The following is a 19,937-nucleotide window of genomic DNA, read 5'->3' on the forward strand; positions in this document are numbered from 1 at the left end:
AAAACGGAGGGGCTTTGCATTTGTAAAGGGAACGGCTCCCGGCGTCGCTGCGCTCGGCCGGGCTACGAAAAGCCGCATACGCGGTTGTAGCCCGGATAAGGCGCTTTGCGCCGCGATCCGGGAATGGCCAAACGGCGACTGGTCGGTACCCTCTCCCCGTTGGGGAGAAGGTTAGGGGCCAAATCGCGCGGAATTAACCGATCTGCCCGTTACCCAGATGCTTCACGCGGCGCTTCACTTCTTCCTGCTTGCCAGCGTTGAACGGACGCGCGTCCGGGCTCCCGAGATAGCCGCACACGCGGCGGGTTACCGATACGCGAGAAGCATCGTGGTTGCCGCATTTCGGGCAGGTGAAGCCTTTGCTGGTGCACTCGAACTCGCCGGTAAAGCCGCACTCATAGCACTCATCGATGGGCGTATTGGTTCCGTAATAGGGTACGTGCTGATAGCTGTAATCCCAGACGTCTTCCAGCGCTCTCAGGTTGTGCTGAATATTCGGGTACTCGCCGTAACAAATAAAGCCTCCATTAGCCAGCGGCGGATAAGGCGCTTCAAAATCGATTTTGTCGTAAGGGTTCACCTTCTTCTCCACGTCAAGGTGGAAGCTGTTGGTGTAATACCCTTTATCGGTCACGCCTTCAATGACGCCGAACTCAGCGGTATCGAGACGGCAGAAGCGGTCGCAGAGGTTTTCGCTCGGCGTGCTGTACAGGCTAAATCCATAGCCCGTCTCGTCTTTCCACTGATCTACCGCTTCGCGCAGGCGCTGAACGATGGCGACGCCTTTCTCACGCAGCGCTGCGCTATCGTACATATGCTTGTTGCCGAACAGCGCGTTGATGGTTTCATGGATGCCGATATAGCCCAGCGAAATCGACGCGCGGCCGTTTTTGAAAATCTCTGAAACGTCGTCGTCCGCTTTCAGACGCACGCCGCAGGCCCCTTCCATATACAGAATCGGCGCCACGCGAGCCTTCACCCCTTCCAGGCGGGCGATGCGGGTCATTAGCGCTTTACGCGCCAGCTGCAGGCGTTCGTCGAGCAGTTTCCAGAACTCTGTTTCGTCGCCCTTCGCTTCCAGCGCGATGCGCGGCAGGTTGAGGCTGATAACGCCGAGGTTATTGCGGCCATCGTGCACCTGTTCGCCGTCCTCGTTTTCCCACACGCCGAGAAAGCTGCGGCAGCCCATCGGCGTTTTGAACGAGCCGGTCACCTTCACTACCTGATCGTAGTTGAGGATGTCCGGGTACATACGCTTGCTCGCGCACTCCAGCGCCAGCTGTTTAATGTCGTAGTTCGCATCGCCGAACTTGTGGTTCAGGCCGTCGCGAATGGCGAAGACCAGCTTCGGGAACACCGCCGTTTTGCGATTTTTACCGAGGCCTGCGATGCGGTTGCGCAGAATGGACTGCTGAATCAGGCGCGATTCCCAACTGGTGCCAAGGCCAAAACCGAAGGTCACGAACGGCGTCTGACCGTTGGCGGTATGCAGGGTGTTCACTTCATATTCCAGCGACTGGAAGGCGTCGTAGCACTCTTTCTCGGTGCGGGAACGGGCGTAGCCTTCGGCATCGGGGATGTGCCACTCTTCGGCAATTTTACGGTGCTTATTGAAGCTTTCGGTAACAAACGGCGCCAGTACTTCATCGATGCGGTTGATGGTCGTACCGCCATAAATATGGCTGGCGACCTGAGCGATAATCTGCGCCGTCACCGCGGTAGCGGTAGAGATTGACTTCGGCGGCTCAATCTCGGCGTTGCCCATTTTAAATCCCTGGGTCAGCATGCCTTTAAGATCGATCAGCATACAGTTGAACATCGGGAAGAACGGGGAGTAGTCGAGATCGTGATAGTGGATCACGCCGCGCTCGTGGGCCATCACCACGTCATGCGGCAGCAGGTGCTGGCGCGCGTAGTGCTTGGCGACGATACCTGCCAGCAGATCGCGCTGGGTAGGGATGACTTTGCTGTCTTTGTTGGCGTTCTCGTTGAGTAACGCCGAGTTGGTCTGCTCAACCAGGCCGCGAATTTCCTGGTTCAGACGACCGCGCTTTTCACGTTGGCTATCGCGGTCGTGGCGATATTCAATGTAGGCGCGCGCCAGCTGCTTGTACGGACCGGACATCAGTTGGTTCTCAACCGCGGTCTGGATCTCGCTGATATCCACCTGGGCGCGGCCCTGCATTTGCTGGCTAACGACTTCTGCGACGGTGGCGCAATAGTCTGCGTCATCGACTCCCGCTGCTTTAGCTGCACGTAGAATTGCTTCATTTATGCGCTCTGACTTGAACGGCACTTTACAGCCATCGCGTTTCATCACATGCGGTGTCATGATCACTCCATAATTTTTACAGAACAGGTTATCCACAGAGGCGGAAGGTCAATCGAAGCCACGAGGCGCTATAGCTGCCGCCGTTTCCCTCCGATCCCGGCCCTTTTTATCCACATCCCATCACCGCCTGAGTACGATGGGCGTGGTGACATAATAGACTATTAATACAATATGTGGGGCCGGGACGCATTTTAAGTTCTATATGTAGTGCTTTGCATCAAAGATGTTTGCAATTTTATTGATGCAGAACAAAGTAAAAAGAGGAGAGCAGGAATGATGGGCACTTGCGCTTAATGTAAATTTATCCGCTTATAAAATAAGCAGAAATGGGGCCTGAACGCAGTAAATTCAGGCCTGAAAGGGATAACGTCAGGCGAGCAGCGCGTCGTTAAGCAGGTCGACCAGCAGCAGCAGGGCGTAACGCGCGGCCTGCGCATTCTCAGGCAGAGGCAACAGCGCGGAGGCCATATTGCTCAACGCGTGGTTGGCCGGAGTGAGAGCGAAAATCGTCGCTTCCTGTACCCGGGCCAGCAGGGTAGCGCCCTGCAAAATCGCGTCGGCCTCGCCGGTTGCCAGCACCAGCAGGAGATGATCGTCGCTGAGGGTACTGGCTACCATCCGCATCAGGGCGCTGTCCTGGCAGAGATTAATCACGATACCGATGGAGAGCAGCTGGTGCTGAAGCAGCGTCGCCAGCGCGATATCCTGCGCGCCGAGGGCGAAACAGTGCACGGCGCGGGCATTTTGTAGGCGCGTGCGTAGCTTTTGCAGCGTCGATTCGGGCGTGCTGACCAGCTGCTGCTCCAGATTTGCGCTAATCAGGCTTAACTTGTCGCGCCACGCGGCCGGCAGCGCGGCGCTCTCCTCGTTTAGCCAACTGGTGCGACGTTCGCAGGCCTGCGCCAGCTGCTTGCGCAAATCACGAATATCCTCGCAGCCGACGGAGCGGGCAAAGCGGGTAATTGTGGCTGCGCTCACGCCAGCGCGCACCGCCAGTTCATCAATCGAAGCGCTGGCGGTAAAGCTTAAATTCTGCAGAATAAATGCCGCGACCCTTGATTCCTGAGCGCTAAAGCGCGTCATGCCTTCCTGTAACTGCCCTACGATATCCATGCTTTTAGCCTCTTTCTCCGCCACCGCCTGATTGAAAATGTTTTTCAAATAATGATGGCTTTTTATACCACTTAATCACCCGCAATGCCTGAGATTATGACCGGTTTCGCTTTTATGCCGGGGTAAAGAGGCGAAAAATAACGCCTCGATCACGTACGTGAAAAAAATTTTCATATAGCCTTCACCGATACCCGCACCTCGCCCTATAGTCGATGGTGCTTATTTAGCACTCGCTCAAGCAAAACCCATTGGGAGGAATTATGCCACGTATCGTCCTGTGCTGCGCCGCCGGAATGTCCACCAGCATGCTGGTTAACAAAATGAAAACCGAGGCGCAGCAGCGCGCGCTGGCGCTGGAAATTTATGCCGTGCCCGTCGCCGAGTTTGAACGCGAGTTGCCAAATGCCGACGTGATTTTACTGGGGCCGCAGGTGAAGTACGAAGCGGCCCGATTGACCGAGCTTGCTGCCCCGCACGGGAAAGCCGTTGCGGTAATCGATATGGCAGATTACGGCATGATGCGCGGGGCCGCCGTCCTTGATAAAGCGCTCGCTCTGCTGAACCACTAACGCTTTCCCATCAACGCGTTCATTTCGCAAAGCCGCTGCGGCCTTGCGCGGGGATCTGTACGCCAAAAATGAGGCCACTATGCAAACATTGAAAATTGCCGTCATCGGCGGCGGCAGCAGCTATACGCCGGAACTTATCGAAGGCATTATCCTTCGCCATCAGCAGATTCCGGTCACGGAACTGGCGCTGGTCGATGTCGAAGCCGGGCGCGAGAAAGTGGTGATTATCGCCGGGCTGGCCCAGCGTATGCTAAAGCGCCATGGTCTCGAACAGGTTAAGGTTAGCGTGCATTTCAGCCTGGATGAGGCCATTCGCGGCGCTAAATTCGTCCTGACCCAGCTGCGGGTTGGGCAGCTGGCGGCGCGGGCGGCGGATGAGAGTTTGGGGCTGAAATATAACCTCCTGGGCCAGGAAACCACCGGCATCGGCGGCTTTGCTAAGGCGCTGCGCACCATTCCGGTGATCTTGCAGGTCGCGCGCAAAGTTGAGGCGCTGGCACCCGACGCCTTCATCCTCAACTTTACCAATCCAGCGGGGATCGTGACGGAGGCGGTGAGCCGCTACAGCAGCGCTAAAATCATCGGCCTGTGCAACGTGCCCATCAACATGCAGCATATGATCGCCGGCATGCTGGAGGCAAAGGCAGAGGAGGTCAGGCTGAGCTTCGCCGGGTTAAATCATATGGTCTGGGTACACAAGGTGATGCAGGGGCGGGAGGATGTCACCGGTAAGGTTCTCGACATGCTGTGCGACGGTCAATCACTGTCGATGAACAATATTAAATCGTTGCCGTGGCCGGCGGAGTTTCTGCGGGCCCTGAAGGCGATTCCCTGTCCCTATCACCGCTATTTCTGGCTGACGCCAGCCATGCTGGCGGAAGAGATTGAGGCGGCGAAAACCAAAGGCACCCGCGCGGAACAGGTGATGAAGGTGGAACAGGAGCTGTTTGATATTTATGCCCGGCCTGAGCTGGATGAAAAGCCCGAACAGCTGAGCTTTCGCGGTGGGGCCTACTACTCCGAAGTGGCGGTGGAGCTGATTAACGCCATTTACAACAATCTTGGCAAAGAGATGGTCGTCAACACCCGCAACAACGGCGCGATCCACGGCTTCGATGATGATGCGGTGGTGGAAATTAACAGCATTATTGACGCGCAGGGCGCACGACCGCTGGCCTTTGGCGCGCTGTCGCCGATCATGAACGGACTGACGCAACAGGTGAAAGCCTTCGAGCGCTTGACGATTGAGGCCGCGGTTCACGGCTGCCGGGATAGCGCGCTGCTGGCGCTGGTAAGTAACCCGCTGGTTGGGAATGTGACCGATGCCCGGGCGCTGCTTGATGAGGTGTTAACCATCAACCGCCCCTGGTTAACGCAGTTTAACTAAACTTTTCCGCCTTCGGGGATACCACTATGTCTCGTACTTCATTTATTGAACGCTATGTCATGCCCGCCGCGCTGAAAATCGGCGGTCAGAAGCATGTCCTGTCGGTACGCGACGGCATTATTCTCAATATGCCGTTTATGCTGATTGGTTCGTTTTTCCTGATATTCGCCTACCTGCCGATTCCCGGCTACGGTGAGATGATGGCCAGCGTATTTGGCGATGCCTGGCGCGACAAAATGCTGTACCCGGTCAAAGCGACCTATGACATCATGGCGCTGCTTTCGGCCTTCGGCATTGCCTACCGGCTGGCGGAAAAATATCGCACCCTGGACCCGCTCAGCGCCGGGGCGATGTCGCTGGTGGCGTTTGTGATGACGATCCCGCAGGTGACGCTTTTTACACCGGCAGATGGCTCGGCGGCGCAAATCGTCAAAGGCGTGCTGCCGGTAGGGATGATTGGCAGCCAGGGACTGTTTGTGGCGATTGTGATTTCGCTGCTTTCCACGGAGATCTACCGCCTGGTGGCCAGCCGTAATCTGGTGATCCGCATGCCAGATGGCGTACCGCCCGCGGTGGCGAAATCTTTTCTCGCCCTGATCCCCGGCTTCTGCGTGCTGGCCGTGGTGCTGGCGCTGCGCCTGATCGTCGAAGCCTCGCCGTTCGGTGATATCAATAGCATGATCACCACGCTGATTGGTATTCCAATGTCGCACGTCGGCGGTTCGCTGCCGGGGATGATTATCTCAGTGATCCTGATTGGCATCCTGTGGACCCTGGGGCTGCACGGCGACACCATTGTGCTGGTGTTTATTCGCCCGGTCTGGCTGTCGAATATGTCGGAGAACCTGGAAGCGTTTCAGAATGGGCTGCCGATCCCGCATATCATCACCCAGCAGTTTTATGACCTGTGGATTGCGCCCGGCGGTACCGGGGCGCTGCTGGGGCTGGTGATTTTTATGCTGCTGCGCAGCCGTAGCCAGCAGATGAAACAGCTAGGGAAAATTGCCGCGCCGGGGGCGCTGTTCAATATCAGCGAGCCGATGGTATTCGGCATTCCGCTGGTGATGAACCCGTACTTCTTCCTGCCGTTTATTTTGACGCCAGTCCTGTTGGTGATTGTCTCGTATACCGCGATGGCCACCGGGCTGGTGATGAAGCCGGCGGGGATTGCGCTGCCGTTTACCACGCCTATTTTTATGAGTGGCTATCTGGCGACCGGAGGGCACGTTTCCGGTGCGGTGCTGCAGGTGGTGAACCTGGCGATCTCGCTGGTGATCTACTATCCGTTCTTCCGGGCATGGGATCGCCTGAAGGCAAAAGAAGAGCAGGCGTCAGCGCAGCCGGAAGCCAGCGCGACGCTGTCTGCGGCCGATCGTATTTAAAGCATATTCCCGGAGGCGGCGCTTGACGCGCCTGTCCGGGCTACTGGCTCGCAGACGATGGTGAACCTGTAGCCCGGGTAAGCGCAGCGCGACCCGGGACTCTCAGCGCAAGCCGGGGAGGGGTTACTCCTGCAGCCACCATACCGCTTCAAACGGACGCAGGGTCATATCAGCAGGACGGTTTGCCGCTTCCGCGTAGTTGCTCATCAGCATCCCCCATTCGCCGCTCATCACTTCCGGCTGCCAGCGCTGGAACTCGCGGCTCAGGTTCGCCACGACCACCAGCGTTTGCCCTTGCCACTGACGGCGATAGCACCACAGGGACGGATGTTCCGGCAGCAGGTCCTGATAGTCGCCCCAGGTCAGCACTGGCGCGCTCTTGCGCAACGCAATCAGCTGCTGATAGGTATAAAACACCGATTCCGGGTCCGCCAGCGCCGCTTCGGCGTTGATCTCGCGATAGTTATCGCACAGCGCAATCCACGGCTCGCCTGCGCTAAAACCGCCGTTATCGGCGCTGTTCCACTGCATTGGCGTACGGCTGTTATCGCGCGATTTACTGGCCAGAATCGCCAGAAGTTCATCCGGATCCTGGCCCTGCGCCGCGCGTTCGATGAACATGTTGTGGCTCTCAACGTCGCGATAATCGGTAATGCGCGTAAAGTGCGGATTCGTCATGCCGATCTCTTCGCCCTGATAGATATAGGGCGTGCCCTGCATACCGTGGAGCACCATCGCCAGCATTTTCGCCGCCGGGACGCGGTATTCACCCTCGTCGCCGAAGCGGGAGACGATGCGCGGCTGGTCGTGGTTACACCAGAACAGCGCGTTCCACGCGCGATTGTGCATCCCCTGCTGCCAGTGCCTGAACAGCGCTTTCAAGGCCACAAAATCCGGGCGCGCCAGCGTCCACTTCTCGCCGCCGGGATAGTCCACCTTCAGATGGTGGAAGTTAAAGGTCATCGATAGCTCACCGCCGTCGAGCGCCGCGTACTTCTGGCAATGCTCAAGCGTGGTGGAGGACATTTCGCCGACCGTCATCAGGTTGCGCGGGGTGAAGACATCGCGGCTCATCTCCTGCAAAAATTCGTGCGCTCGCGGACCGTCGGTATAGAAGCGGCGGCCGTCGCCATCCGTATCGGACGGAAAGGTCTGGTCTTTGGAGATCAAATTGACCACATCGAGGCGCAGGCCGTCGACGCCGCGATCGGCCCAGAACTCGCACACTTTTTTCAGCTCCGCGCGTACCGCCGGGTTTTCCCAGTTCAGGTCCGCCTGCTCAATGGCGAACAGATGCAGATAGTACTGCTCGCTTTCGGCGTGCCACTGCCAGGCGTTACCACCAAATTTTGAGCGCCAGTTGTTGGGCGGCGTGGTGGGTTCGCCGTCGCGCCAGATATAGAACTGGCGATACGGACTCTCTTTATTGAGCGCTTCGCGGAACCACGCGTGTTCGGTCGAAGTGTGGTTCAGCACCATATCCAGCACGATGCGGATCCCGCGATCGTGCGCCTGAGTGACCAGTTCGTCGAAATCGTCCAGCGTGCCGTAGGTTGGGTCGATAGCGGTATAGTTGGCGACGTCGTAACCATTATCCACCTGTGGCGAGACGTAGAACGGCGTCAGCCAGATGGCGTCCACGCCGAGCTTTTGCAGATAGTCGAGGCGGGAGGTGACGCCGCGCAGATCGCCGGTTCCGGTACCGGTGGTGTCCTGGAAACTCTTCGGATAGATTTGATAAATAACGCCGTTTTGCCACCAGAGGGGAAGGGTATTCATATCACGTTCCTGCTACAGCAAGGGGGCGCCTGGGCGCCCCGAAAATAAGAAGTCAGACAATCTGTAAGGTGCCCTGGCGGAATTTGCGCTGGTAAACGACCGTCGTCAGGACAATCGGTACCACTACGGCGATGGCCATCGCCAGCGCGTAAACCTGCCAGTAGGTTGGCTGGATAGAGAGGATGCCCGGCAGGCCGCCGACGCCGATACCGTTGGCCATCACGCCGTTCAGGCCGCACAGCAGCCCGGCAAGACCGGAACCGACCATCGCGCACAGCATCGGGAAGCGGTACTTCAGGTTGATACCGTACATGGCCGGTTCCGTGACGCCGAGGTAGGCGGAAATGGCGGCCGGAACGGAGATTTCACGTTCGTTCTGTTTACGGCTGGCGATGATGATTCCCACGACCGCCGACGCCTGGGCAATGTTGGACAGCGCAATCAGCGGCCATACCGGCGTCCCGCCCATGCTCTGTATCATCTGCATATCGATGGCGAGCGTGGTCTGATGAACCCCGGTAATCACCAGCGGCGCGTACAGGAAGCCGAACAGCGCGGCGCCAATCGGCGCGAAGCTGCCGGTTAGCAGATGACGCACGGCCCAGGCCACGCCGTCGCCAATCATGCGGCCAAACGGGCCGATAAAAGCGTGCGCGAGGAAGACTGCCAGAATCAGCGAACAGACTGGTACGATCACCAGATAGAGATAGTCAGGCACGATGCGTTTCAGCCGCGTTTCGATAAAGCCGAGCGCCAGTCCCGCCAGCAGGGCCGGGATAACCTGCGCCTGGTAGCCGACCTTCTCAATGGTGAACAGACCAAAGTTCCAGACTTCCGGCACCTGCTGGCCCAGCAGGTAGGCGTTCATCAGCTGCGGAGAGACCAGCGTGACGCCCAGCACGATGCCGAGGATCGGCGTGCCGCCCATTTTCTTGACCGCGGACCAGCAGATACCCACCGGCAGGTAGAAGAAGATCGCCTCGCCAATCAGCCACAGGAAGTCATAAATAGTTTTCAGCGACGGGTGCATTTGCGCCAGCGTCTGGCCGTTGCTCATCGGCAGATCGCCGATCACGTTGCGGAAGCCTAAGATCAGGCCGCCGCTGATCAGCGCAGGCAGCAGCGGGAAGAAGATCTCCGCGAAGTGTGAAATGAGCTGTTCATGCCATTTCATATTCTGCCGCGCGGCTTTTTTGGCCTGCTCTTTGTCGGCGCTGGCCTGGCCGGTAGTCGCCAGAAGCGCTTTATAGTAGTCGCCAACCTCGGTGCCGATCACCACCTGGAACTGTCCGGCGTTGGTAAAGCAGCCCTTCACCATGCGTAGCTGTTCAATGTCTTTCGGTTTGGCGATGGCCGGATTATTCAGCACAAAGCGCAAACGGGTAATACAGTGGCTGACGGTGGCGATATTGTCGCGCCCGCCCACCAGTTCGATAAGTTTATCGATGTCCTGCTGATTCACTTTACTCATGATGAGGCCTCATGACCGAGGGGAGAGGTTGCATTTAACTTGAGACGGATCCTACTCGCTCCGCTTAAATTGCAAAATGGGAACGTTCCCGAAACGCAGTGAAGATCACATAAATCGTTCCTGCGGGGTTAATTCAGTACGGCGGGAATCACGATTTGACGGGGCTCACGGTTGCCGGCGATCTGCTCGATCAGCTGCTGTGCCGCCTGGCGTCCGGATTCGGCATAGCCGGGATCGACCGTCAGGATCTCCGGGTGGAGAAACTTCATCAGCGGCGTGCTGCCAACGCTGGCAAGCTGGAGACGATCGATTCCCTGCTGCTGGAGATACTTGCTGGCCCCCAGCGCGAGAGTATCGGTTGCGCAGACCAGCGCGCTGGTCTCTGCCGACAGCACCTCAGCGACGCTTTCGTAGCCCTGTTTCATGCCCAGACCCGGCAGCGCGGCGAGGGGAGTGAGGCGTTTTTTCTGACAGAAATCGAGGTAGGCCTGGTGGCGGCGCTGCCCGGTGGTCACGTCGCTATGCGGCACGCCGAGGAAGCTGATATGGCGATGTCCACGCTCGTAAAGGCGCTGCATCAGCATCCTGATCGACCCTTCATCGTCATAGCAGACGGAGGCGATTCCGGGCGCGTCGCGGGCCAGCAGCACCAGCGTCTCCCGCCACGGGGTGAGCATCTCTTCATGAATGCCGGTAAAACCAAACAGCACCACGCCATCGATATTGCGCCGGGCGAGCATGCCGAGATGCTCCTCGACCAGCGCCGGAGAGAATTGGCTCTCCATCATAATCGGATCGTAGCCCTGTTCGTAAAAAGCCGGAAGCATGGTTTGCACGGCAAGATTTTCTGAGAGTGAATCCAGGCGGGTGACGATAATCGCCACGACTTTGTCGCTTTGACCACGCATCGCCCTGGCGGAGCGCGAAGGCGAAAATCCATGCTGTTGCATCACCGCTTCGACCCGTTCGCGGGTGCGTTCGCTAACGCCGCTTTCGTTATTAAGCACGCGGGATACCGTCGATTTCCCGACGCCGCTTAAGCGCGCGATATCTTTGATGGTCAGCCGGTTTTGCATGCAGGGTTCTCGTTGTGGTCCGATTAAAGTGAGCCTAATGCTACTCAAGGAAACCACAATGAGCAAAGTCTGGTTTACGTCTGGTTTAGCTACCCGGGGGTATCATCGCCATAATAGCCACAAATAGAGTATCGGTGACGATATAATTCGCGCCGTTTGTATTCATTTACCGGAGATTTTATGGACCCCGAACCCACTCCCGATCCTCGATGGAGCCATCTTTTTTTCCGGTAATCCCGCTTAGCGTTGCTTTACCGGAAGCGTAAAGCAGCGACGTCCTTGATGTCCCTGCCATAAAAATAATATGCCTGACAGGTAAGGTTTACTCGCGCCTGTCGGTTGCGCTGCGTTCGCTCGCGCGAGCGCGGAGGGACTGTTTATGTTGAAAAATTTTACCCGCCAGCTGTTTGCCCAGCTTGGCCGCCATTTACCGCATCGTTTAGTGCAACGCGATCCGCTACCCGATGCTCGCAATTTGGCGAGCGCGCCGATCCCGGATTCTCTCGGCAAGCAGTGCCTGAACGTGGCGGCAATGGATGAGAATGAAATCTGGCGCGCTTTCGCCAGTCATCCAGAAGGGCTAAACGAAGGCGAAGTGGCGCAGAAAATCGCGCAGTATGGCGAAAACCAGATCCCGGCGCAGAAGCCGTCGCCGTGGTGGGTGCATCTGTGGAGCTGCTACCGCAATCCTTTCAATCTGCTGCTGACCGTTCTGGGTATCGTCTCCTACTCGACGGAGGATCTGTTTGCCGCGGCGGTTATCGCCCTGATGGTGGGGATCTCCACGCTGCTGAACTTTATCCAGGAAGCCCGCTCGACCAAAGCCGCGGACGCCCTGAAGGCGATGGTCAGCAACACCGCGACGGTCCTGCGGGTGGTGAATGAGCAGGGTGAAAGCCGCTGGTGCGAGCTGCCCATCGACCAGTTGGTGCCGGGAGATATCGTCAAGCTATCGGCGGGAGACATGATTCCGGCAGATCTGCGCGTCATTCAGGCGCGCGACCTGTTTGTCGCCCAGGCCTCGCTGACCGGGGAATCGCTGCCGGTCGAAAAGGTGACCCGCACCCGCGACCCGCTACAGACGAACCCGCTGGAGTGCGACACCCTGTGCTTTATGGGTACCAACGTAGTGAGCGGATCGGCGCAGGCCATCGTTTTCGCCACCGGCGGCGGCACCTGGTTTGGCCAGCTGGCCGGTCGCGTCAGCGAGCAGGAAAGCGAGCCGAACGCCTTTCAGAAAGGCATCAGCCGGGTCAGCATGCTGCTGATCCGCTTTATGCTGGTGATGACGCCGATCGTGCTGCTGATTAACGGCTACACCAAAGGCGACTGGTGGGAGGCGGCGCTGTTCGCGCTCTCCGTCGCGGTGGGTCTGACCCCGGAAATGCTGCCGATGATCGTCACCTCGACCCTGGCGCGCGGGGCGGTGAAGCTGTCGAAACAGAAAGTGATCGTCAAGCACCTCGACGCGATACAGAACTTTGGCGCGATGGACATTCTGTGCACCGATAAAACCGGTACCCTGACGCAGGATAAAATCGTGCTGGAGAATCACACCGATGTCTCCGGCAAAGTGAGCGAACGGGTGCTGCATACCGCCTGGCTGAATAGCCACTATCAGACCGGGCTGAAGAATCTGCTCGATACCGCGGTGCTGGAGGGCGTAGAGCTGGAGTCAGCGCGCGGGCTGGCGGAACGCTGGCAAAAAGTGGATGAGATCCCGTTCGATTTTGAGCGTCGCCGTATGTCGGTGGTGGTGCAGGAGCAGGACAACGTTCACCAGCTGATCTGCAAAGGCGCTTTGCAGGAGATCCTCAACGTCTCGACCCAAGTGCGCTATAACGGCGACATCGTACCGCTGGACGAGACCATGCTACGGCGCATCCGTCGCGTCACCGACACCCTCAACCGCCAGGGATTGCGCGTGGTGGCGGTGGCGACGAAGTACCTGCCCGCACGCGAAGGCGACTACCAGCGCGCGGATGAGTCAGATCTGATCCTCGAAGGTTATATCGCCTTCCTTGACCCGCCGAAAGAGACTACCGCCCCGGCGCTCAAGGCGCTGAAGGCCAGCGGCATTACGGTCAAAATCCTCACTGGCGACAGTGAGCTGGTGGCGGCCAAAGTCTGCCACGAAGTGGGGCTGGATGCGGGGGACGTGGTTATCGGCAGCCAGGTTGAAGCGCTGAACGATGATGAGTTGGCCGAACTGGCAAAACGTACCACCCTGTTTGCTCGCCTGGCGCCGCTGCACAAAGAGCGTATCGTGACCCTACTGAAACGCGAAGGACATGTGGTGGGTTTTATGGGCGACGGCATTAACGACGCCCCGGCGCTGCGCGCGGCGGATATCGGTATTTCCGTCGACGGCGCGGTGGATATCGCCCGCGAGGCGGCGGATATCATCCTGCTGGAGAAGAGCCTGATGGTGCTGGAGGAGGGGGTTATTGAAGGCCGCCGGACCTTCGCCAATATGCTCAAGTACATCAAAATGACCGCCAGCTCCAATTTCGGTAACGTTTTTAGCGTGCTGGTGGCCAGCGCCTTCCTGCCGTTCCTGCCGATGCTGCCGCTGCATCTGCTGATCCAGAACCTGCTGTACGACGTATCCCAGGTCGCGATCCCGTTCGATAACGTGGACGATGAGCAGATTCGTAAACCGCAGCGCTGGAACCCGGCGGATCTCGGCCGCTTTATGGTCTTCTTTGGGCCGATCAGTTCCATATTCGATATTCTGACGTTCTGCCTGATGTGGTGGGTATTCCACGCCAACACGCCGGAACATCAGACCCTGTTCCAGTCCGGCTGGTTCGTGGTTGGCCTGCTGTCGCAGACGCTGATTGTGCATATGATCCGTACGCGGCGGATCCCGTTTATCCAGAGCCGCGCGGCCTGGCCGCTGATCGTGATGACGCTGCTGGTGATGGTGGTGGGAATTGCGCTGCCGTTCTCGCCGCTGGCGGGCTACCTGCAGCTTCAGGCGTTGCCGCTCAGCTACTTCCCGTGGCTGATTGCGATCCTTGCGGGCTATATGACGCTGACGCAGATGGTCAAAGGCTTCTACAGCCGTCGCTACGGCTGGCAGTGAGCGAGGCGCTTTACGTGCAGAAACAACAAAGGCAGCCACGGGCTGCCTTTGTTCATACTGTCTACGATTAGCGACGAATGGCGATCGCTTCAATCTCAATTTTCACGTCTTTCGGCAGACGCGCCACTTCTACGCAGGAGCGCGCCGGGAAGGTGGCGTTGTGCTCGGTGAAGAAGGCTTCATAGGCGGCGTTAACGGTGGCGAAATCGTTCAGATCTTTCACGAAAACGGTGGTTTTAATGATATCGCCAACTTTCAGGCCCGCGGCTTCTACGATAGCTTTCACGTTTTCCAGCGACTGACGTGCCTGAGCGGCGACATCTTCCGGCACGCTGCCGGTTTTCGGGTCTACCGGGATCTGCCCGGAAGTGATGATCATATTACCCAGATCAACACCCTGAACGTACGGGCCGATGGCTGCGGGTGCATTTTCCGTCGCGATAGTTTTAGACATGAGTTCTCCTGAAATATTTAAAGGTAATCTGACTGGCGTTGGCCATTATAAAGAGTGCTGACTGCTTTATCATTATACAGGCCGCATTTTGCGAAGCAGAGCAGCGGATAACGCAGGGCGCTATCCGCTTAAGGCATGAATCTACAGAACGAAATTAGCGGGTGACTTCAGTCCATGCCGCCGTCCAGGCCGACCCGACGCCCGGTTCGTACTGGTTGGCGTGTTGGCTCCACTGCACGCAGTAGCCGCTGTAGGGGAGTGGGCGACATTGGTACACTTTGCCGTCTTTAGGCTGTAAAACCCGGGTGCCTGCCGTATAGCTTTTCAGCTGCTCCGGAAAGGTGTAGTCATACTTGCCCGCAGGCGCTGGCGTCGGTTGCGCACTCTCTTCCAGCATCAGGTTAATGACCCCCTGGCCGATGATGGCGCCTTGCTCATTGCTGGCATTGTAGCGCAGCATATGATGGCCAGCCTGAACGTGACTTAGAGGAATAGTTAACGTCAGGGTGCGATTATCTACCGTTTGCTGAATGCTCCCTTTCTCCGTGCCCGCATGATTGCTGACGGCGGCGGTAAGGTGCATTTTACCGTTGGCCGTGGCGTTAAAGGTCACCGTCGCTTTCCCGTTTTCGATTTTGGTTGCGCTGACGTTGGTAATGCTCAGAGATTCTTTCGCGCTATCGTCTGACTGCGATTCGGCATAGGTCAGCGTGACGCTTTGTACCGCGCTGTCTTGCGGCACATAGACCTGGTTAACGCCATGGATCGGGTTAATATTGCCATCGCCCTCCTTTACCCCGGCGCGCAGCTTGCCTTCGTGCGCGGTATTAATGGCTTCCGCCAGATCGTAAGACCATTGGCTGTTTTGCCCCTGCGCATCGCTGGCGATCGTTAATTCCGTTTGTAACGAATAAACTTCGCCGCTCGCGTTAAAGAAATGGGCAACGACTTTATCACCAGCATGGAGATCCTTCCCAGTCAGCTGGCCTGACAGCTGCGTTGTCCAGAGTGATTCGTCTGCGCTGTCATCGCTGGTGCTGCCAAAATCGACATCAATGGCCTGATAGAAACTATTTGCCGTATCGGCAATTTCCCACACGGCATAAATAACCTGATAGCCGGTACGCTCGGGGACATTACAGGAATGGGTGACCTGTATTGCCGGCGCTACGCCGTTACCGGCGATTTGACAAAAGGGCTTGCTTTCAAAATCGCTGCGCGTCAGCGGCTTATTTTGAACCCAGTTTTGTTTGGTAATGTAATAACGCCAGTTAGCGGTTCTGTGGGGCGCAGAATGGTGCCAGACAAAATTATTTTTACCGCTCTTTATCCTGGTTTTCGACCAGCGGGTCGGGCTCTGGCTATCCAGCTGCGAGAAGTTGGTTTTACCCGCGCTGGCCAGTTGCCCGTCAGGCGGCATCGGGCCTTCAGGAAAACCGCTTGCTTGCTCAACGCTTTGCGGTTCCCACTGCACCGGACCGCAGTCCGTGTTTTTCCCTGTATTACATTGGTAGGCCCGACTTGGCGGAGATTCCACATAGCCATGAGCCAATGCTGAGGAGGTAAATAATAATGTTGCCGTATAGAGCGATATTTTCTTCAGTTTCATAATTCATCCAGTGATTAATTAATAAATAATGGAAAGCGTTCTGGAGTGTATGAAGAGAAAAAAACGAGAGCAATACGGGTGATATTTAATGAGCAATATCAATAATCATTATATATAACCGTCAGACACCTGGATAATAAATGATGGTATAGTGAGAGATATTGATTATCTTGCAAACGGTCTGTGAGTTGACTTTGCGCGGATTATTTAACGTATCGTTTTATTAGCAGACCCATTGCTGGGTCTGCTACCGAAGCATTTAGTTTGCCAGAACGACATGATGTGAAAATTCTTTTTCACAATATTTGCACTTCAGCGCGATATCGTTTTCACGTTTCTTCACCGCAAAGCTGGAGGACACCGGCTCGGCGTGGCTGATACAGTTGCTGTTGGGGCAAACCAGTACGTTGTTAATGCGGTCCGGTAGATGCGGGCGGGATTTACCGACCACTTCATAATCATCAATGCGGTTCACCGTAGCCTGCGGCGCGTACAGGGAGAGCTGGTTGACCTGCTCGTCGGTCAGGAAGGTGTTTTCGATTTTGATTAAATCTTTGCGGCCCATTTCGCCTGACGGCAGGTTCAGGCCGATGGTGATGCGCTGATCCGTTTCGGTCAGTTTGAACAGGGTCAGCAGCTTAAAGCCGACCTGCGCCGGGATATGGTCGATAACGGTGCCACGTTTGATGGCTTCTACCTGTAATTTATTGTCGTGTGTCATCTCTTTTTCCCCTTACAGTGCCAGATCGCTATTCAGTACCAGTGCCAGTAAGGCCTGGCGCGCGAAGATGCCGTTGCCTGCCTGCTGGAAGTACCAGGCGTGCGGCGTTTTATCGACATCGGTGGTGATTTCATCAATGCGCGGCAGCGGATGCAGCACCTTCATATTGGCGCGGGCGCCTTCCAGATCGGCGGCGCGCAGGACAAACTGCGCCTTCACGTTGGCATATTCCGATGGGTCGAGGCGCTCTTTCTGTACCCGGGTCATATACAGAATGTCCACCTCTTCCATCACCTCTTCAATGGCGCTATGCAGGCTCCAGGCAATGCCTTTTTCGTCGAGCATGTCGAGGATGTACTGCGGCATGGCCAGCGCGTCCGGCGCGATAAAGTAGAAGCGGTTGCCGTTAAATTTCGCCAGCGCCTGGGTCAGGGAGTGAACGGTGCGGCCGTATTTCAGGTCGCCGACCATCGCCACGTTAAGATTTTCCAGACGGCCCTGGGTCTCCTGAATGGTGAACAGATCCAGCAGGGTCTGCGTCGGATGCTGGTTCGCGCCGTCGCCGGCGTTGAGTACCGGAATACCGCCGGAGAATTCGGTCGCCAGACGCGCCGCGCCTTCCTGCGGGTGGCGCATGACGATGGCATCGACATAGGTGCTGATGACCGAGATGGTATCGGCCAGGGTTTCGCCTTTCTTGCCCAGCGAGGTGTTGCTGCTGTCCGAGAAACCGACCACGCTGGCGCCCAGGCGATGCATCGAGGTTTCAAACGACAGGCGGGTGCGGGTCGACGCTTCAAAAAAGCAGCTGGCAATCACTTTATGCTTCAGCAGCTCAGGCTGTGGATGGGCTTTGAGCTTTGCTGCGGTTGCCAGTACCAGTTCAAGGTCTTCGCGGCTGAGATCGTTTATAGAAATGATATGTTTTTGATACAGCGGATTAGCCATGTTTATCTCCTGACGCCTGGGCAAAAAAAAAGCCCCTTAAATAAGGGGCTTTACGAATACGGATGCAACGGAAAGAAAAAACGGCAGGCCAGCGCCTGTTTTCAGACGCGGTAAGACGCGATGTCGTACACACTGAACCATAATTCCTCCCGGCAAAACGGGTGGCATTATACGCAGCTCATATTTCGGATCAAGCGATTAATCCACAAAAGGTAAACGTTTGCCTGGAGAAGAGTGCGGTAACGCAAAAAACCCTGAAAAAGAGGTGGTATGGCAGTGCGAAGGGGGGTATAAAACGGAAAATGAAAAGCTGTTTTATAATTAGGGGTTATTATGATCGTTGGGAACATTCACCATCTGCAGAGCTGGCTGCCGGCGTCTCTACGCGAGGCTACGAACACGTTAAGGCCCACGTCACCGACGCGACGCCGCTGGGTAAACATGATATTGACGGCAACAACCTGTTTTATCTCATTTCCGAAGATACCACCGAGCCGATGGCCGACCGCCGCGCCGAGTATCACGCCCGCTACCTCGACATCCAGATTGTACTCAAAGGCCAGGAGAGCATGACCTTTAGCGTTCTTCCCGCCGGTGCGCCGGATACCGATTGGCTGGCTGATAAAGACATCGCTTTCCTGGCGGAGGGGGCGCAGGAAAAAACCGTTATCCTCAGCGAAGGCGATTTTGTAGTGTTCTATCCCGGCGAAGTACATAAGCCGCTGTGCGCCGTCGGCACGCCAGCGAAGGTGCGCAAAGCGGTTGTGAAGATGCTGATGGTTTAGTTGACGAGCGTATTTTTACCGAAGGCTAGCAATTGTCATATTGTGACAATTGCTAGCCTTTGTTTTTTCTAGCTATTCGCGATTTTTTACTTCTTATTCCCTCTCATTTGATGCTTCAGCCAAACGCTCATACCGCGCGCATTGTGCAAATTTTGATGGCGATCTCATTAATACGTTATATAACGTATTAATGTTGTTTCCGTTAATTTGAACAATCAATAATGAGATGTGGAGTTTTTACTATATGAATACTAAAGAAATAATTAATGCCGTTGCGAAAGAGATAGAAGATAAAGGCGGAATCCGCCAGGTGTTCCTTGTGGCCTGCGGCGGGTCATTAGTGGATATGTATCCGGCTAAATACTTTCTTGATAGCGAGGCGACAACGCTTCATGTCGGCATGTATACCGCCAATGAGTTTGTCTACGCGACGCCAAAAACGTTGGGGGAGAATTCGCTGGTTATCGTCTGTTCGCACGGGGGCAACACGCCAGAATCCGTCGCTGCGGCTAAGCTTGCACAGCACCATCAAGCGCATACTATTACGCTGACTCACAACGCTCAGGCACAGCTGATCGAATACGCCAACCACAACATACTCTATGCCTGGGGTAACGATACCAATGTGGTCGATAATCCGATGGCGATTATCCTCAATCTGTGCGTTGATACGCTGCAGCAGGTTGAAGGTTTCGATAATTACGCTGATTTCCAACAGGGAATGGCCCAAATTAATGGCGTCATTGCTCATGGCCGTCAGCAGGTTGCGGATCGCTGCCAGCGTTTTGCCCAAAAATATCAGGATGAAAAACTCTTCTATATCCTCTCCAGCGGAGCTTCTTACGGCCATGCTTATGGTTTTGCTATCTGCTCACTAATGGAAATGCAATGGCTACATGCCGCACCTATTCACTCCGGTGAGTACTTCCACGGGCCTTTCGAAGTTACGGATAAAGAGACGCCGTTTATTTTATTAATGAACGAAGGCCGTACGCGAGCGATGGATGAGCGAGCTTTGGTCTTCCTCACCAAGTATGCAGAGAAAGTGGAAGTCGTTGATGCTAAAGAACTGGGCATCGGGGTTCTCCCTCCGTCAGTCGTGGAGTTTTTCAACCCCGTGCTGTTTTACAGCATCATGTGTGAATATCGTTCTGCGCTTGCCGACATTCGTCAGCATCCATTGGATACCCGCCGCTATATGGGGCTGGTGGAATACTAAGGGG

Annotated in this window: 16 protein-coding genes and 1 pseudogene; 7 read left to right on the plus strand and 10 right to left on the minus strand. The window is 56.3% G+C overall.

Features of this window, described 5'->3' with window-relative positions; genetic code table 11:
* Positions 1-193 precede the first annotated feature (193 nt).
* Entirely contained in the window at positions 194-2,332 is a 2,139-nt protein-coding gene (nrdD, locus tag IYV58_RS02670) for an anaerobic ribonucleoside-triphosphate reductase (RefSeq protein ID WP_004128226.1), read from the minus strand.
* Between the two features lie 369 nt (positions 2,333-2,701).
* Complete coding sequence (locus IYV58_RS02675) at positions 2,702-3,445, minus strand: MurR/RpiR family transcriptional regulator (RefSeq protein WP_049113515.1); 744 nt, start codon at positions 3,443-3,445, stop codon at positions 2,702-2,704.
* A gap of 305 nt (positions 3,446-3,750) precedes the next feature.
* On the opposite strand from IYV58_RS02675, the gene IYV58_RS02680 reads away from it, so the two are divergent.
* From IYV58_RS02680 to celB, 3 genes are all read left to right on the plus strand, one after another.
* Positions 3,751-4,014 (plus strand): PTS sugar transporter subunit IIB, encoded by a 264-nt coding sequence (locus IYV58_RS02680; RefSeq protein WP_232391401.1) that lies wholly within the window; start codon positions 3,751-3,753, stop codon positions 4,012-4,014.
* Between the two features lie 79 nt (positions 4,015-4,093).
* Positions 4,094-5,401 (plus strand): 6-phospho-beta-glucosidase, encoded by a 1,308-nt coding sequence (locus IYV58_RS02685; RefSeq protein WP_195729400.1) that lies wholly within the window; start codon positions 4,094-4,096, stop codon positions 5,399-5,401.
* Between the two features lie 26 nt (positions 5,402-5,427).
* Complete coding sequence (gene celB, locus IYV58_RS02690; RefSeq protein ID WP_004128234.1) at positions 5,428-6,783, plus strand: PTS cellobiose transporter subunit IIC; 1,356 nt, start codon at positions 5,428-5,430, stop codon at positions 6,781-6,783.
* A 123-nt stretch (positions 6,784-6,906) separates the two neighbouring features.
* On the opposite strand, the gene treC is transcribed toward celB, so the two are convergent.
* The 3 genes from treC to treR all read right to left on the minus strand — a co-directional run bounded on the left by treC (position 6,907) and on the right by treR (position 11,109).
* Positions 6,907-8,562 carry an alpha,alpha-phosphotrehalase gene (treC, locus tag IYV58_RS02695; protein ID WP_087829740.1) on the minus strand — a complete coding sequence of 552 codons (1,656 nt, stop codon included), beginning with the start codon at positions 8,560-8,562 and terminating at the stop codon, positions 6,907-6,909.
* A 52-nt stretch (positions 8,563-8,614) separates the two neighbouring features.
* Complete coding sequence (gene treB / locus IYV58_RS02700; protein WP_004128239.1) at positions 8,615-10,033, minus strand: PTS trehalose transporter subunit IIBC; 1,419 nt, start codon at positions 10,031-10,033, stop codon at positions 8,615-8,617.
* Between the two features lie 128 nt (positions 10,034-10,161).
* Positions 10,162-11,109 carry a trehalose operon repressor TreR gene (gene treR, locus IYV58_RS02705; protein WP_004128250.1) on the minus strand — a complete coding sequence of 316 codons (948 nt, stop codon included), beginning with the start codon at positions 11,107-11,109 and terminating at the stop codon, positions 10,162-10,164.
* Positions 11,110-11,289: 180 nt separating this feature from the next.
* On the opposite strand from treR, the gene mgtL reads away from it, so the two are divergent.
* Both mgtL and mgtA read left to right on the plus strand, forming a co-directional pair.
* Entirely contained in the window at positions 11,290-11,343 is a 54-nt protein-coding gene (mgtL, locus tag IYV58_RS28555) for a mgtA regulatory leader peptide MgtL (protein ID WP_219192905.1), read from the plus strand.
* Between the two features lie 145 nt (positions 11,344-11,488).
* A complete protein-coding gene (mgtA, locus tag IYV58_RS02710; RefSeq protein ID WP_004128253.1) occupies positions 11,489-14,197 on the plus strand; it encodes a magnesium-translocating P-type ATPase in 2,709 nt (902 codons plus the stop codon).
* A gap of 67 nt (positions 14,198-14,264) precedes the next feature.
* On the opposite strand, the gene ridA is transcribed toward mgtA, so the two are convergent.
* From ridA to IYV58_RS02740, 5 genes are all read right to left on the minus strand, one after another.
* Positions 14,265-14,651 (minus strand): 2-iminobutanoate/2-iminopropanoate deaminase, encoded by a 387-nt coding sequence (gene ridA / locus IYV58_RS02715; RefSeq protein WP_004128256.1) that lies wholly within the window; start codon positions 14,649-14,651, stop codon positions 14,265-14,267.
* 154 nt (positions 14,652-14,805) lie between these two features.
* Positions 14,806-16,260 (minus strand): N-acetylglucosamine-binding protein GbpA, encoded by a 1,455-nt coding sequence (gene gbpA / locus IYV58_RS02720; protein WP_142447047.1) that lies wholly within the window; start codon positions 16,258-16,260, stop codon positions 14,806-14,808.
* A 259-nt stretch (positions 16,261-16,519) separates the two neighbouring features.
* Entirely contained in the window at positions 16,520-16,981 is a 462-nt protein-coding gene (gene pyrI / locus IYV58_RS02725; RefSeq protein ID WP_004128261.1) for an aspartate carbamoyltransferase regulatory subunit, read from the minus strand.
* A gap of 12 nt (positions 16,982-16,993) precedes the next feature.
* The gene (gene pyrB, locus IYV58_RS02730) at positions 16,994-17,929 is read right to left on the minus strand and encodes an aspartate carbamoyltransferase (protein ID WP_004098118.1); all 936 of its coding nucleotides are present in this window, start codon (positions 17,927-17,929) and stop codon (positions 16,994-16,996) included.
* Between the two features lie 36 nt (positions 17,930-17,965).
* Positions 17,966-18,070: a pyrBI operon leader peptide gene (locus IYV58_RS02740; protein ID WP_009652331.1), complete on the minus strand. Its 105-nt coding sequence runs from the start codon at positions 18,068-18,070 to the stop codon at positions 17,966-17,968.
* 192 nt (positions 18,071-18,262) lie between these two features.
* Between IYV58_RS02740 and IYV58_RS02745 the strand changes: the two are divergent.
* A pseudogene (locus IYV58_RS02745) lies at positions 18,263-18,714 on the plus strand (YhcH/YjgK/YiaL family protein).
* 244 nt (positions 18,715-18,958) lie between these two features.
* A complete protein-coding gene (locus IYV58_RS02750) occupies positions 18,959-19,933 on the plus strand; it encodes an SIS domain-containing protein (RefSeq protein ID WP_195729401.1) in 975 nt (324 codons plus the stop codon).
* The last annotated feature ends 4 nt before the right edge of the window (positions 19,934-19,937 follow it).

The organism is Klebsiella sp. BDA134-6 (assembly GCF_015601345.1).
GTDB lineage: Bacteria > Pseudomonadota > Gammaproteobacteria > Enterobacterales > Enterobacteriaceae > Klebsiella > Klebsiella grimontii.